Origin of the sequence: Pseudomonas sp. P39-UII1 (assembly GCF_039672635.1) — a bacterium.
Classification (GTDB): domain Bacteria; phylum Pseudomonadota; class Gammaproteobacteria; order Pseudomonadales; family Pseudomonadaceae; genus Aquipseudomonas.
This window is the reverse complement of record NZ_JBDFPP010000022.1, coordinates 18,701-33,945: the sequence shown is the minus strand read 5'-3', so window position 1 is coordinate 33,945 and position 15,245 is coordinate 18,701. Positions and strand designations below refer to the sequence as shown.

General features: G+C 65.4%; 12 protein-coding genes. 9 read left to right on the top strand and 3 right to left on the bottom strand.

The features are described 5' to 3' along the window. The first annotated feature begins 43 nt into the window (after window positions 1-43). Complete coding sequence (tssA, locus tag ABEH27_RS21620; RefSeq protein WP_346615519.1) at window positions 44-1,144, top strand: type VI secretion system protein TssA; 1,101 nt, start codon at window positions 44-46, stop codon at window positions 1,142-1,144. A gap of 69 nt (window positions 1,145-1,213) precedes the next feature. Here tssA and ABEH27_RS21615 read toward each other — a convergent pair whose 3' ends face one another. Then, entirely contained in the window at window positions 1,214-1,996 is a 783-nt protein-coding gene (locus ABEH27_RS21615; RefSeq protein ID WP_346615518.1) for a hypothetical protein, read from the bottom strand. 157 nt (window positions 1,997-2,153) lie between these two features. On the opposite strand from ABEH27_RS21615, the gene uvrA reads away from it, so the two are divergent. The 5 genes from uvrA to ABEH27_RS21590 all read left to right on the top strand — a co-directional run bounded on the left by uvrA (window position 2,154) and on the right by ABEH27_RS21590 (window position 10,284). After that, entirely contained in the window at window positions 2,154-4,670 is a 2,517-nt protein-coding gene (gene uvrA, locus ABEH27_RS21610) for an excinuclease ABC subunit UvrA (protein ID WP_346615517.1), read from the top strand. 192 nt (window positions 4,671-4,862) lie between these two features. Then, window positions 4,863-6,617, top strand: coding sequence for an L-lactate permease (locus ABEH27_RS21605; protein ID WP_346615516.1), 1,755 nt, complete (start codon window positions 4,863-4,865; stop codon window positions 6,615-6,617). Between the two features lie 129 nt (window positions 6,618-6,746). Further along, the gene (locus ABEH27_RS21600; protein ID WP_346615515.1) at window positions 6,747-8,396 is read left to right on the top strand and encodes an MFS transporter; all 1,650 of its coding nucleotides are present in this window, start codon (window positions 6,747-6,749) and stop codon (window positions 8,394-8,396) included. Next, window positions 8,393-9,526 carry an HlyD family secretion protein gene (locus ABEH27_RS21595; RefSeq protein ID WP_346615514.1) on the top strand — a complete coding sequence of 378 codons (1,134 nt, stop codon included), beginning with the start codon at window positions 8,393-8,395 and terminating at the stop codon, window positions 9,524-9,526. The genes ABEH27_RS21600 and ABEH27_RS21595 overlap by 4 nt, the downstream gene beginning before the upstream one ends. Window positions 9,527-9,651: 125 nt before the next feature. Beyond that, entirely contained in the window at window positions 9,652-10,284 is a 633-nt protein-coding gene (locus ABEH27_RS21590) for a hypothetical protein (RefSeq protein WP_346615513.1), read from the top strand. Window positions 10,285-10,321: 37 nt separating this feature from the next. Here ABEH27_RS21590 and ABEH27_RS21585 read toward each other — a convergent pair whose 3' ends face one another. Next, complete coding sequence (locus tag ABEH27_RS21585) at window positions 10,322-11,197, bottom strand: AEC family transporter (protein ID WP_346615512.1); 876 nt, start codon at window positions 11,195-11,197, stop codon at window positions 10,322-10,324. A 522-nt stretch (window positions 11,198-11,719) separates the two neighbouring features. Here ABEH27_RS21585 and ABEH27_RS21580 point away from each other — a divergent pair. The 3 genes from ABEH27_RS21580 to ABEH27_RS21570 all read left to right on the top strand — a co-directional run bounded on the left by ABEH27_RS21580 (window position 11,720) and on the right by ABEH27_RS21570 (window position 14,168). Continuing rightward, window positions 11,720-13,021: an MFS transporter gene (locus ABEH27_RS21580; RefSeq protein WP_346615511.1), complete on the top strand. Its 1,302-nt coding sequence runs from the start codon at window positions 11,720-11,722 to the stop codon at window positions 13,019-13,021. A gap of 236 nt (window positions 13,022-13,257) precedes the next feature. Then, the gene (locus ABEH27_RS21575; RefSeq protein ID WP_346615510.1) at window positions 13,258-13,569 is read left to right on the top strand and encodes a hypothetical protein; all 312 of its coding nucleotides are present in this window, start codon (window positions 13,258-13,260) and stop codon (window positions 13,567-13,569) included. 47 nt (window positions 13,570-13,616) lie between these two features. Beyond that, the gene (locus tag ABEH27_RS21570; protein ID WP_346615509.1) at window positions 13,617-14,168 is read left to right on the top strand and encodes a YbhB/YbcL family Raf kinase inhibitor-like protein; all 552 of its coding nucleotides are present in this window, start codon (window positions 13,617-13,619) and stop codon (window positions 14,166-14,168) included. Between the two features lie 118 nt (window positions 14,169-14,286). Here the strand turns inward: ABEH27_RS21570 and ABEH27_RS21565 are convergent, their stop codons facing one another. Further along, complete coding sequence (locus tag ABEH27_RS21565; RefSeq protein ID WP_346615508.1) at window positions 14,287-15,219, bottom strand: LysR family transcriptional regulator; 933 nt, start codon at window positions 15,217-15,219, stop codon at window positions 14,287-14,289. Window positions 15,220-15,245: the final 26 nt, after the last annotated feature.

Sequence of the window (15,245 nt, the reverse complement as noted above, 5' to 3'; positions counted from 1 at the left end):
CCGGGGCTCCCGGCACGTTGTTCACCCCTGATCAGAGTGTTTTATGCCTGAATTCCTCAACGACCTTTCGCTGGCCGAGCTGGCCGCGCCGATCGACGGTGGCAGCGGCGAAGACTTGAGCTTCTCTGCCTTGTTCGACCAGATCAAGGAGGCGCGCCGGGCAGACCCTGATTACCTGACCCAGGGCGACTGGCAAACCGACTTGAAGACTGCCGACTGGGAAAAGGTCATCAACCTCTCGGCCCAGGGGCTTGCGCAACAGAGCAAGGACCTGATGCTGGTCGCCTGGCTCAACGAAGGGCTGGCCCAGCGTGACCACTTTGAAGGCATCACCTTTGGCCTCACCCTGACCGAACGGATCCTGGAAAACTTCTGGAGCAGCGTCTACCCGTCGCTCGAAGATGGCCTGGACGAGCGTGCCGCACGGTTGTCCTGGCTCAAGACCACGCTCACCGACATCACCGGTGGCTTGCCCATTACCCAAGGGCAGAATTTCGGCGTGTTGCGTTACGACGAATCACGCCATGTAGAAAACCTCGCCTTGCAGAACCCCAAGGCGATGCAGACCGCGCTCAATGAAGGCAAGATCAACGCCGAGATTTTCCAGCGTTCGGTGGTCCTCAGCGATAGCGATTACCTGCGCAGCAAAGCCTTGCAGATTACCGCCAGCTTGCAGGCCTGCCAGCGTCTGCAAGCGACCACCGACCGCCTGTTCGGCGCCGAAGCGCCCAGCTTCGCCAGCCTCGCCGACATGCTGTCGCGCGCCAGCCAGCTGGCAGAGAAACTGCTCAAGGACCGCGGTATCGAGCTGCACCCCGCAGCCGCTGCGCCTTCAGAACCTGTTGCCCCCCCCAGCGCTGCGCCCACCGAGCCAGGAGAAGCGATGAACAGCCCCGTCCAGGCTGCGGCCCCCGCAGCGATGCGCACGACGCCACTGACCCGTGACGAAGCCTTCACCATGCTCGCGGGCATTGCCCAGTTCTTCAAGCAGAGCGAGCCGCAAAGCCCGGTGCCGTACCTGATCGAACGCGCCATCAAGTGGGGCAACATGCCGCTGGAAGGCTGGCTGAGCGATGTGATCAAGGACAGCAACGTAGTCGACAACATCCGCGATGTGCTGGGGACGCGCGAACAGCGGTCATGATGACTGCCGTTACTGCCCGCGGCTGAGCAACGCGGTGATGCGCGGGGCACCCGCCGAGCGCCAGCAGGGTCAACGCCCTGCCGTCTGCTCGACCAGCAGCTGCCAGTTGCGCGCCTCTTGCCGGTCCTCGCCAAACGACAATTCAACCCAGCAAGGCTGCTGCCCAGCGCTCTGCAACTGAATGCCTAGCGTGTAATCGCGTAATACCTGATGGGTGGTGGTCGACTTGGAGCGCGAGGTGCCTGGGCCAATCACGCCCCAAAAAGAGGTATAGGCGAGCACGCTGCGCCGGCCATGCTTGGTGGTGGTCCTGGTGGTGCTGCTGGTAGTCGTGTGCTCATCTACGCGCACCTGCTTGACGACGCGTGGCGCGGCCATGAGGGCATGCTGGTTACCGCTGTCCGGTGAGAGTACGTAGAGCATCTGGCTTTCGGTAAAGACACCTAGCATTCGGTCGCGACGGCATACCCAGCGGTAGGCGCCAAGCTGCTGGCTGGCCATGAACGCTTTGCCCGCCTCCACCCGTGCCGCGTTGGCGTTGCGATAAGCCTGGTCTCGTGCGCGCTTGCTCGGGTACCACAACAGGGACAGCGGCCAATAGAGCAACGCCAGCACAAACCACATCACGACCGCAAGAACAGGCCCCAGGATGTAATGGCCGCTGAACATCCAGCTGATCATCCAATAGCCGCAAAACAACGCCTGAACGACCAGGAACGCGAGCGTGATCTGCGCTTTGCGCTGTTCGAAAATACGTTCGGCCTGTTGCGCTTGTTCTATGGCTTCGGCGAGGAACGTTGGCGGTGTGGTAAACGTGGCATCGGGGGTGGTTAACGTTTGTTGAGACGACATATGCATCCTGCACGGGGTGAGGCCCACGGCTGTGGGCACGAAGAGGTGGGAGTATAGCGCGCGTGGAAAGCCGGTTCGACCCAGTGATCGGCCGCACTCGCCCATGGCGCCTGCAATCCTGTTAACGTGAGAACTTTCCACCCACCAGGACCGCCCCATGCCGCCCCGCCACCCTACCCCGCCAGGCTTCATCCGCGTACGTGGCGCCCGTGAGCACAACCTCAAGAACGTCGACGTCGACATCCCGCGCGACGCGTTGGTGGTGTTTACCGGGGTCTCCGGCTCGGGCAAGTCCTCGCTGGCCTTCTCCACGCTCTACGCCGAAGCCCAGCGCCGCTATTTCGAATCGGTCGCACCCTATGCCCGGCGCCTGATCGACCAGGTCGGCGTGCCGGACGTGGACGCCATCGAGGGGTTGCCGCCGGCCGTGGCCCTGCAACAGCAACGCGGTACTCCCAGCGCGCGCTCGTCGGTGGGTAGCGTCACCACCCTGTCCAGCTCGATCCGCATGCTCTACTCCCGCGCCGGCAGCTACCCGGCCGGGCAACCGATGCTGTATGCCGAGGATTTTTCGCCGAACACACCGCAAGGCGCATGCCCCGAATGCCACGGCCTGGGCCGGGTGTACGAGGTGACCGAAGCGACCATGGTGCCTGACCCGTCGCTGAGCATCCGTGAGCGGGCGGTGGCGGCCTGGCCGATGGCCTGGCAGGGGCAGAACCTGCGCGACATCCTGGTGACGCTGGGCTATGACGTGGATGTGCCCTGGCATGACCTGCCGCAAGCGCAACGCGACTGGATTCTCTACACCGAAGAGACACCCACCGTGCCGGTGTACGCTGGCCTCACCCCGGCGCAGACCCGCACCGCACTGAAGCGCAAGCTCGAGCCGAGCTACCAGGGCACCTTCAGTGGCGCACGACGCTATGTGATGCACACGTTCATGCATTCGCAGAGCGCGCAGATGCGCAAGCGCGTGTCGCAGTTCATGCGCCCCAGCCCCTGCCCGCTGTGCCAAGGCAAGCGCCTGAAGCGTGCAGCGCTGGACGTGACCTTTGCCGGGCGCGACATTGGCGAACTGTCGCAGCTGCCTTTGCAGGCACTGGCCGAGGTGTTGCGCACGGTGGCCGCACCCGGCTACCTGGAGCAGCATGAAGACACCCTGACGCTGGAAAAGCGCCTGGCTGCCCAGCGCATTGCCCACGAGCTGCTGGAACGCATCGCACCGCTGCTTGACCTGGGCCTCGGTTACCTGGCCCTGGAGCGCAGCACGCCGACGCTTTCCTCGGGCGAGCTGCAACGGCTGCGCCTGGCCACCCAGCTCAACTCGCAGCTGTTCGGCGTGATCTATGTGCTCGACGAACCCTCTGCCGGCTTGCACCCGGCCGACAGCGAAGCGTTGTTCGGCGCCTTGCAACGGCTGAAGCAGGCCGGCAACTCGGTGTACGTGGTGGAGCACGACATGGACACCATGCGCCGCGCGGACTGGTTGGTGGATGTCGGCCCCGCGGCCGGTGAACATGGCGGGCAGGTGCTGTACAGCGGCCCGCCGGCAGGCCTGGCCGAGGTTGAGGCGTCACGCACCCGCGCCTACCTGTTTGCCGCGCCGGAGCCAGCCGCGCGGGTGCCACGCCAGCCGCAGGGCTGGCTGCAGCTGGACGGCATCACCCGCAACAACCTGAGCAACCTCAGCGCAGCCTTCCCGCTGGGCTGTTTCACCTCGGTCACCGGCGTTTCCGGGTCGGGCAAGTCGAGCCTGGTCAGCCAGGCGTTGCTGGAGCTGGTGGGTGCCCACCTGGGCCATGCCGAGCAGCGGGCCGAGCCAGAGGAGCAGAGCCTTGAGGATGAACCCGAGCAAACCAGCAGCGGGCGCGTGAGCGCGGGGCTTGAGCAGGTCAAGCGGCTGGTGCAGGTGGACCAGAAACCCATCGGCCGCACGCCGCGTTCCAACCTGGCCACCTACACCGGGTTGTTCGACCATGTGCGCAAACTGTTTGCCGCCACCGAGCAAGCCAAAGCCTGCGGTTTCGATGCCGGGCGGTTCTCGTTCAACGTCGCCAAGGGCCGCTGCGAAAACTGCGAGGGCGAAGGCTTCGTCAGCGTCGAGCTGTTGTTCATGCCCAGCGTCTACGCGCCCTGCCCGACCTGCCACGGCGCACGCTACAACCCCGAAACCCTGGCCGTAACCTGGCAGGGCATGAACATCGCCGACGTGCTGCAGCTCACCGTCGACCAGGCATTGCAGGTGTTCACCGAACAGCCGCCGGCGCGGCGCTGCCTGCAGGTGCTGCAGGACATCGGCCTGGGTTACCTGCGCCTGGGCCAGCCGGCCACCGAGCTGTCCGGCGGTGAAGCGCAGCGCATCAAGCTGGCCACCGAGCTGCAACGCATGGCCCGTGGTGCCACGTTGTACGTGCTGGACGAGCCCACCAACGGGCTGCACCCGCAGGACATCGATCGGTTGCTGGTGCAGTTGAACCGCCTGGTCGAGGGCGGGCACAGCGTGGTGGTGGTCGAGCATGACATGCGCGTGGTGGCGCAGAGTGACTGGGTGATCGATATCGGCCCGGGGGCCGGGGATGCGGGGGGGACGGTGGTGGTGAGTGGTACGCCGGCGGTCGTTGCCCAGTGCGGTGATAGCCGCACGGCTGAGTTCCTGGCCAGAGTGCTTTAGCGTCGGTACTGGCCCTATCGCGGGCAAGCCCGCTCCTACAAGAACCTGTAGGAGCGGGTTTACCCGCGAAAGGGCCGTTGTTGTCGCAACATCTTCGGCAGGTCAAATCCTTCCTATACTGCCAAAGGCATCCCCAAATGCCATCTGCCCAAAAGCGTGCAAAACCTCACACAACAACAATCGAGGTGGCAAATGGTCTGGCAGCAAATCTACGACCCGTTCGCAAGCCCGGTGCTCTCCACCCTCATGGCCGCCGTCCCGGTGGTGGTCATGCTGGCAGCCCTGGCCTTCTTCCATATAAAAGCCCACATCGCCGCCCTGCTCGCCCTGGGGTCGGCGCTGTTGATCTCGATCGTCGCCTTCGGCATGCCCGCCAGCATGGCCGGTTCGGCGGCGCTGTACGGCGCCGCCAACGGGCTGCTGCCGATCGGCTGGATCGTGCTCAACATCATCTTCCTGCACCGGCTCACCACCGAGAACGGCTCGTTCAAGGTGCTGCAGGACTCCCTGGCACGCATCACCGACGACCGCCGCCTGCAACTGCTGCTGATCGCCTTCTGCTTCGGCGCCTTCTTCGAGGGTGCGGCGGGCTTCGGCACGCCGGTGGCGGTGACCGGAGCCATTCTGATCGGGCTGGGCTTCTCGCCGCTGGCGGCCTCGGGCCTGGCGCTGATCGCCAACACCGCACCGGTGGCGTTTGGCGCGCTGGGCACGCCGATCATCACCCTGGCCAAGGTGACCGGGCTGGATGAAATGGAGCTGTCGGCGATGGTCGGCCGGCAACTGCCGTTCTTTTCGGTGATCGTGCCGTTCTGGCTGATCTGGGCCTTTGCCGGCTGGCGCAAGATGCTTGAAGTGTGGCCGGCGATCCTGGTGGCCGGGGTCAGCTTTGCGGTGCCGCAATTCGTGGTCTCCAACTACCACGGCCCGATGCTGGTGGACGTGATCGCGGCGCTGATTTCCATGGCCTGCCTGACTGGCTTTCTGCGCGTGTGGAAGCCGGCCACCGTGCATACCTCGGCGGCGCTGACCGGGCGTGTCGACAACTCCAAGGTCGAGCCCGACGACCGGCCGGGCGCCACCACCACGTTTACCCAGACAGACCAGCGCAGCGTGCTCAAGGCCTGGATGCCGTGGATCATCCTCACCGTGTTCGTGTTCGCCTGGGGCACAGCGAGCTTCAAGAACCTCTTCGACACCCGTGCGGCGCTCGACCCCGCTAGCGGCGTAGCCATGCTCGACCCGCAAGGCAAGCCGCTGCGCGAGGCCAACCCGGTGTTCGCGCCGGTGTTCACCTTCGACGCCATCCACCAGCAGATCGAAAAGGTGCCGCCGGTGGTGGCCACGCCGAAGAAAGAAGACGCCCAGTACAAGTTCACCTGGTTCACCGCCACCGGCAGCGGCATCTTCCTGGCAGCGATCCTCGGGGGGCTGCTGATGGGCTACTCGCCGCTGGAGCTGGGCCGCCAGTACCTGCGTACGTTGTGGGTGGTGCGCTATTCGCTGATCACCATCGTCGCCATGCTCGCGCTGGGCTTCCTCACGCGGTATTCAGGCCTGGATGCGACCATGGGCCTGGCGTTCGCCGCAACCGGCATCTTCTACCCGATGTTCGGCACCTTGCTGGGCTGGCTGGGTGTGGCCCTGACGGGTTCGGACACTGCCTCCAACGTGCTGTTCGGCGGGTTGCAACGGGTGACTGCCGAACAACTGGGGCTCAGCCCGGTGCTGATGGCGGCGGCCAACAGCTCTGGCGGGGTGATGGGCAAGATGGTCGATGCACAGTCCATTGTCGTGGCCTCCACCGCGACCCGCTGGTACGGGCATGAAGGTGAAATCCTGCGCTATGTGTTCTTCCACTCGATCATTCTGGCGATCCTGGTGGGTTGCCTGGTGACGTTGCAGGCTTATGTGGCGCCGTTCACGTCGATGGTGGTGGGTGGCTGATCCGCTGAGGCAACACTGGCCCTATCGCCGGCAAGCAGGCTCCCACAGGTTCACCGCAGGTTCAAGAACCAAGGGGTGCCTGTGGGAGCCGGCTTGCCGGCGATAGGGCCGCAACGTACAGTCAGCGCCATGGACAAATACGCCCCCCACCAGTGGCTCCCGCACGAAAAGCCCAGCCTGCCCGGCTCACCTTCAACGCCCTTGCATTCCCCGGCCAAACGCCTGGCCTTCGGCGTGGTCGGGCTGCTGGTGGCAATCACCGGCGGGCTCGGCAACGCGCTGGTCACCGCCAACCTGGTATTCCTGCAAGGCGCCCTTGGCGCGACCACTGCGGAAATGGCCTGGTTGCCGGCTGCTTACGTGATGACCAACGTGTCGATCAACCTGCTGCTGGTCAAGTTTCGCCAGCAGTTCGGCCTGCGCGCGTTCACCGAAGTGTTCCTGGTGCTGTACGCGCTGGTCACCTTCGCCCACCTGTTCGTCAATGACCTCAACTCGGCCATCGCCGTGCGGGCCGCCCACGGCATGGTTGGCGCCGCGCTGAGTTCGCTGGGGCTGTACTACATGATCCAGGCGTTCCCGGCGCAGTGGCGGCTCAAGGCCATGGTGCTGGGCCTGGGCGCCTCGCAGCTGGCGCTGCCGTTGGCGCGGATCTTCTCCGAAGACCTGCTGCAGATCGCCGAATGGCGCGGCCTGTACCTGTTCGAACTGGGCCTGGCGCTGGCCGCGCTGGGGTGCGTGCTGATGCTCAAGCTGCCCCCGGGCGACCGCTTCAAGACTTTCGAGCCGCTGGATTTTCTCACCTTCACCCTGATGGCCAGCGGCACCGCCCTGCTCTGCGCGGCGCTGTCGCTGGGGCGCATCGACTGGTGGCTGGACGCGCCGTGGATCGGCGTGGCCCTGGCGGCCTCCATCGCCCTGGTGTTCAGCGGCCTGGCCATCGAGCACAACCGCCAGAACCCGCTGCTGATGACGCGCTGGCTGGGCAGCGGCGCGATCATCCGCCTGGGCCTGTGCGTGATCCTCATTCGCATGGTCACCTCCGAGCAGTCCACCGGCGCCGTGGGTTTTCTGCAGGTGCTGAACCTGGGCAGCGAGCAGATGCGCTCGCTGTACTGGATCATGCTGCTCGGCGCGGTGGCGGGCCTGGCCACCAGCGCATTGACCATCAACCCCAACCACCTGGTGATTCCGCTGTTCATCTCGCTGCTGGCGATGGCCACCGGGGCGTTCATGGACAGCAGCTCAAGCAACCTCACCCGCCCGGCGCAGATGTACCTCAGCCAGTTCCTGCTGGCCTTCGGCAGTACCTTCTTCCTCGGCCCATCGATGGCACTGGGCATCAGCCACGTACGCGCCAACCCGCGTAACCTGGTGAGTTTTTCGGTGCTGTTCGGCATCTGCAACAACCTCGGCGGGCTGATCGGCGCGGCGCTGTTGGGCACCTTCCAGACCTGGCGCGAAAAGTTTCACTCCAGCCACCTGATGGACCGCCTCAGTTTCCTCGAACCGCTGGTGAACGCCCGCGTTCAAAGCGGTGGCGCAGGTTACGCCGGTATCCTCGCCGACCCGGCCCTGCGCAGCGAGGCCGGCATGCGCGTGCTGGCCAGCGCGGCTACCCGTGAGGCCAACGTGATGGCCTACAACGATGTGTTCATGCTGATCGGCAGCATCGCCGTGCTCACCATGATCTGGATTTGCATCCGCGGTTCCTGGCTGTGGTACACCGCCCGCCAGGCCGCTTCACCCGACTCCACCAGCGGTACTGCCAGCCGATGACCGACGAAACCCGCACGACCACCACCACTGCCATTGCCGAAACCCCGGAAGGCGCGACGCCGCCCAGCGAGCCGACCAGCCCGGTACGCACGCGGCGGGTGCGCATCCTGTCGTCGATCCTGTTCGCCTGCGTGGCCCTGGCCGGCATCCTGCTGGTGCTGTACGCCTGGCGCCTGCCGCCGTTCAGCAGCGCCATCGAGAGCACCGAGAACGCCTTGGTGCGCGGGCAGGTGACGATCATCGGGCCGCAGCTGAGCGGCTACATCGTCGATGTGCCGGTGCATGACTTCCAGTTCGTCAAGGCCGGCGACCTGCTGGTGCAGCTCGACGACCGCATCTACAAGCAGCGCCTTGCCCAGGCCATCGCCCAGCTGCAGCAGCAGCAGGCGGCGCTGGCCAACAACCTGCAGCAGCGCAAAAGCGCCGAGGCCACCATTGCCCAGCGCCAGGCCGCCATTGGCGATGCCTCGGCCCAGGCCGACAAGGCCGGCGCCGACCTGCGCCGCAGCCAGGCGTTGGTCAGCGATGGTTCGGTGTCACGCAGCGAGTTCGACCTGGCGCGTGCCAGCCAGGCCGCCGCGGTCGCCACCCTGGCCCAGGCCAAGGCGGCGCTGGCCATCGCCCGCCAGGACCGCGAGACGGTGATCGTCAACCGTGCAGCGCTGGAGGCCGCGGTGGAAAACGCCAAGGCAGCCGTGGAGCTGGCCCGCATCGACCTGGACAACACCCGGGTGACGGCGCCGCGCGATGGCCAGCTGGGGCAGATCGGCACGCGCCTGGGGGCCTACGTCAACTCTGGCGCGCAACTGATGGCGCTGGTGCCCGATACCCTGTGGGTGATCGCCAACATGAAGGAAACCCAGATGGCCGATGTGCGCATCGGCCAGCCAGCGACCTTTACCGTCGATGCGCTCAACCACCTGAAGTTGCGCGGCCATGTGCAGCAGATTTCACCCGCCACCGGCTCTGAGTTCGCCCTGCTGCAGGCCGACAATGCCACCGGCAACTTCGTCAAGATTGCCCAGCGCATACCGGTGCGGATCATCGTGGATGCTGACCAGCCAGAGGCCCGGCGCCTGCGCCCGGGGATGTCGGTGGTGGTGAGCATCGATACCCGTGGCGAACCCTGAAACCGCCGCGGTGCGAATATGAGAACCGCGTCGAGATGCCGTCCTGCCACGATTGCGCCGCTCTAAACCGTGGGTTCTAATTCCGACCCACCGGTTTTATCTTCGCAATCCAAGGACGCTTGATCATGTACAGGACGATCGCACCGCTGGCGCTGCTGGCCTCTCTTGCTGGCTGTTCGGACACCAAGGACGTCAGCGAAGCCAATTTCCACAAGGCCGCCCAGGCCTACCTCGACACCCAGTACCCGCATTGCTTCGTGCTCAGTGCCTTCCCCACCAAGACCCAGGACTTCGACACCAACGGCACCAACAAGGCGCTGCATGCGCTGGCGCAGGTCGGGGTGGTCAGCGAGAAGGAAATTTCCCGCACCGAAGTGCCGGAACGCCTGTGGCAACCGGCCCGCACCGACATCTACTACGCCTACGACCTGACCGACGAAGGCCGCAAGTACTACAAGGCTGACGCGCAGAAAATGCTCAACGGCAGCACCCGTGGCGGGCTGTGCTTCGGCAAGGCGCAGGTCACCCGCATCGAGCGGTTCACCGAGCCGGGCGAGCTGAGGGGGCAGACGGTTTCCGACGTGACCTATGCCTACAAGATCACCGGTTTACCGGAATGGGCGGGCAATCAGGAGGTGAAAGCCAGCATTCGTCCGCTGGGCGAGGCCGTGGCCACCAATGAGACGCCGGCCAGGGAAACGCGGGTGATGGTGCTGACCGACAAGGGTTGGGTGCATGAGCGGATGTTCGATCACTGATGGTGCCTGTACCGGCCTCTTCGCGGGGCCGGTACAGTCATAACCACCAGGCCAGCACCAGCGGCAACCAGGCAAACGACAGCACGGTGGAGCACATCACCAGGTTCGCTACCTGCTCCGGCTCGCGGTTGGCGCGCACCGCCATCAGATAGTTGAACACCGCCACCGGCATCGCCGACTGCAGCATCAGCACCGCCCGCTCCATCTGCTCCAGGCCAAGCGCCGCGCCCACCGCCCAACCTGCCGCCGCCCCCAGCACGATGCGCAAGCCGCCCAGCAGCAGGCCCTTGCCGATATGCTGCGGGCGAATGCTGGCCAGCGACACGCCGAGGGTCAGCAGCATCAGCGGGATCGACATGCCCCCTAGAAGGTCCGCCGTGTTGGCCAGCCAGCGCGGCAACTCGAAGTCGAGGAAAATGATCGGCATGGCGCCCGCCAGGCTGATGACGATGGGGTTGCGCAGCAGCGCCTTGAACGACGCCGCGGTGCCGGCGATGGCCATGCCGAGGGTGAACTGCACGATCGACAGGGTCAGGAAGAACGCCACGGCCAGGGCCAGGCCGTGCTCGCCAAAGGCGTACAAGCTGATCGGCAGGCCCATGTTGCCGGTGTTGGGGAACATGAACGCCGGCAGCAACACGCGCCAGTGCTGGCCCGAGGCACGGCACACCAGCCACCCGCCGACGGCCATCACCAGCGTGCACAACAGGCAGGCCATGGCCATGCTGGTGAAGGCTGCCGGGTCGAGTTCGGTGCGGCTGAGCGTCGACAGCACCAGCGAGGGCGTACCGACCGTCATGACCATCCTGGCCACGAAGGCGGTGGGGTAATCCAGGCCCTTGCGGGCCCAGGCGTAGCCGATGCCGGCGACGATGAAGACCGGGGCCAGGACGGCGAACAGTGAGGCGAGCATTGGGTTGGGCCTTCCTTGGAGCGTTTGGGCGACATTATGCCGCAGCCTTCAACATCCCGGGGCTGCTTTGCAGCCCTATCGCCGGCAAGCCGGCTCCCACAGGGACAGCAGTAGGCTTGGGGGTGGGAGCTGGCTTGCCAGCGATTGGGCTGCAAAGCAGCCCCACTCGATGTCGGCTGCAGGCACAAAGCTGAAGCATTCCGACCTGCGGCGTCCCGTCGCACGCTACACCCCCTTGGGCAAACCCCTCGAAGGCCGTAGAATCGCGCCTCCTTTTCGCCCGTCGCCTTGAACGGTGGCAACCGGCAGCAACGACAAAGTCCGTGCCTGACCACATGCCCATCCATGTGAAATAGGCTCAACCGACCCGCGCGGCCCGCTTTTACAGGGTCCAGCGGTTGAGTCTTGCCCAGGTCGCATCCAGCCCAGGCACATCCGTGCAGCCTCCTGGCCCATTACGGGCCTGTTTGGCGTGCGCGTTCGAAGAGGCGTTCCCAACCGCCACTCCAACTTGAGGTATGTATGTCTGCGCGTTTGCTGGCCATGGCGCTGGCGCCCCTGCTCGGGCTGTTCATCATCGCCCTGGGCAATGGTTTCATGTCTTCGCTGACCACCCTGCGCCTGGGCGCTGCCGGTGAATCGGCGACGATGATCGGTATCGTTTCGTCGAGCTACTTCCTGGGCCTGACCCTCGGCGCGGTCTTCAACGACCGCCTGATCCTGCGCATCGGCCATATCCGCGCCTACACCAGCTTCGCCGCGCTGATTGCCGCCACCATCCTGCTGCAAGGGGTGTTCTACGACACCACCTGGTGGTCGATCCTGCGCCTGATCAACGGCTGGGCCGCGGTCGGCGTGTTCCTGGTGATCGAGAGCTGGCTGCTGCTGGCGGGCGACGCGAAGATCCGCGGGCGCCTGCTGGCGCTGTACATGATCAGCTTCTATGGCGCCGGGGTGATCGCCCAGGCCTGCCTGGGCGAAATCACCCATCTGGGTGACAGCGCGCCGTTCATGCTGGCCGGCGTACTGGCCGCACTGTCGGTGCTGCCGATCGTGATCCTGCCGCGGGTGTCGCCGCTGCTGGAGCAGGTCGAGCCGCTCAAGCCACGTCAACTGCTGGGCGTTGCACCGTCGGGCCTGGTCGGTTGCTTCGGCTCGGGTGTGGCCATTGCCGGTATCTATGCCCTGCTGCCGCTTTACCTGCAGCGCATCGGCCTGGACGTGGGTGAAGTCGGCAACATGATGGCCTGGGTGATCCTCGGCGCCATGTTGCTGCAGTACCCGGTGGGGCGCTGGTCCGACCGCCAGGACCGCCAGGATGTGCTGATTGCCTTGGCCGCGCTGTGCGTGGTGCTGTCGCTGATTACCGTGTTCCTGCCGTCGCAGTCGGTGCTGCTGCCGGTGATGCTGTTCCTGCTCGGTGGCGGTGTGTTCACGCTGTACCCGGTGGCCGTCAGCCACGCTGCCGACCGCGCGCCGTCCGATGCGCTGGTGCCGATGATCCAGGGCCTGTTGCTGATCAACTCGCTGGGCTCGGCCATGGCGCCACTGGCAATTTCGCCGGCCATGACCGAATTTGGTGAAGCCGGGCTGTTCTGGGCCTTTGCCGTGGTCAACCTGGGCATGGTGTGCTTCTTCCTCTGGCGCCGCGGCAAGCGCCCGGCGGCGGAACACCCGGCGCCGTTCACCGCGTCGACCACCTTTTCGCCAACCGGTGCCGAGCTGCGCGTGACCGAAGACCTGATGCATGCGGCGCAAGAGCATCCTCTGGAACACCCGCCGCTGCAGCCAGAAACGCCTGCGGCTCGCGCGGAAGTTCAGTGAAACTGGGGCCGCTTTGCGGCCCATTCGCGGCGCAAGGCCGCTCCCACAGGGTCCGCGTACATCCTTAAAAAGGGTCAGAACGCGGTCAGTGTGGGAGCGGCCTTGTGCCGCGAATGGGCCGCAGAGCGGCCCCTGCATTCCCAACTAACTTTTCATGACCGCCCGTCGCCCAGAGGGCACCCCGCCAGCACGCTCAAGCCAAACGAATGACAGATCATCCGCTCAGGAGATTCGCCATGATCCGCATTCGTCCACTTCCGCTACTGCTCACCCTCGCCCTGGGCCTCGGCTCGGCCACCAGCTTTGCCGCCTCCGATACTTCCGACACCAACACCGACGCCTACCCGAAAACCGACCAGCAAGGCGGTAAAACCGCCGGTGAAGGCAGCAGCGTCAACAGCCCAGGCAGCGGCCAGGACAACGACAGTGCCGACACCGGCGACGATGCCGCCGACGGTGCCGCAGGTGGTTCCAACAGCACCGGTGAAGCCACAGGCTCTGGCGCTGGCCACAGCGGCGGCACCGCCGAGGACCAGGACAGCCGCTGACGGCAGGCTGAACTACACTGCGGCCATCGCCCTGCCAAGGAATCGCCATGAACCTCAAACCCTGGCTGTTCGCCGCCCTGCTACCGGGGGCTGCACTGGCGGCCGGTAGTGGCTCCGGTGCGTTGTCGATCAGTTCGTCTTCGTTCACCGATGGCGGGGTGATCGCCCTGCAGCAGGTCGGGCCCGACCCGGCCTGCGGTGCGGGCGAGGAGCGTACCCCGCAGTTGAGCTGGAAAAACCTGCCGCCAGGTACGCGGTCACTCGCGTTGGTGATGTTCGACCCGGACGGCGGCAAGGGTATCGGTGTGGTGCACTGGCTTGCCTACAACATCGACCCTGAGCTGGACGGGCTGGAAGAAGGCAAGTTCGCCCTGACCACGCAGGCGGTGACCGTGGGGCGTAACTCGCGGGGCACCCTCAACTACCGAGGGCCTTGCCCACCGGCCGGCGATAATCCACATCACTATGCGTTGACGTTGATTGCCACCGATATCCCCATCGGCACATTGCCTGAGGGCTTGGATCGCACAGGGTTGATGGAGCTGCTGCAAGGGCATGCGCTGGGGGCGCAGAGCCTGGTGGGTAAATATGGACATTGATGCTGGCTTCGCCGGCCCTTTCGCGGGACATGCCCGCTCCCACAAATCCCCTACCTGACTCGAAATTAACCCGGAATTTGTGGGAGCGGGCTTGCCCCGCGAAGAGGCCGGCACTGACTCACCGCCAATACTGCGGATCATCGACAATCCGCTCATGCCCCGCAAACAGCGCCGGCAGCTGCTCCTTGAGGTAATCGATCCAGGTCCGCACCTTGGCATCCAGGTAATGCCGCGACGGATAAATCGCATACAACGCACTGTCCCGTAACCGGTACGGCGCCAGCAACCGCCGCAAGCGCCCCTGCTCGATCGCCTGGCTGGCCGTGTAGAACGGCAGCAGCCCAATCCCCATTCCCAGCTCACTCGCCACCAGCATGGCATCGGCGACATTGGTCAGGAAGCTGTCGCGCGGCGCGATCACGCAATGGTCCAGGCCTTCCGGGAATACCCAGTCGCCCTCGTACATCGGGTAGGCCATGCGCAAGCAGCGATGTTCATGCAGGTCTTCAGGCCGCTCTGGCACGCCATGGGCCTCCAGATAGCTGGGCGCGGCGCAAGGGATGCTGAAAATCTTGCCCAGCGGCACGGCGATCAGTTGCGAGTCGGGCAGAGCCTCGTCCACGGTGATCACCACGTCGTGGCCTTCGGCCAACGGGTCGGGGTTGCGCTGGGAGAGGGTCAGCTCGATTACCACCTCCGGGCACAGCGCGTTGTAGCCGGCCACCAGCGGCATCAACAGCATGCCCAGGCCATGCGGGCAATGCAGGCGCAGGCGGCCGCGCGGGGTCAGGTGCGCGCCGCGGGCCTCGCCCACCGCCTCCTCAGTCAGCAGCATGATCTGCCGTGCACGCTCCAGGAACCGCTCGCCGGCCTCGCTCATGCGCAGGCGCCGTGTGGTGCGGTGCAGCAGGCGGGTCTGCAGCTGGTTCTCAAGCTCGGCAACAATGCGCGATACCTGCGCGGCAGAGATATCCAGGGCGTTGGCAGCGGCGGCGAAGCTGCCGCACTCCACAACCCGGGCGAAGGTTCGCATGGCGTGCAGCATGTCCATGGGGCTGGGCTCCTTGTGCGTTCTTA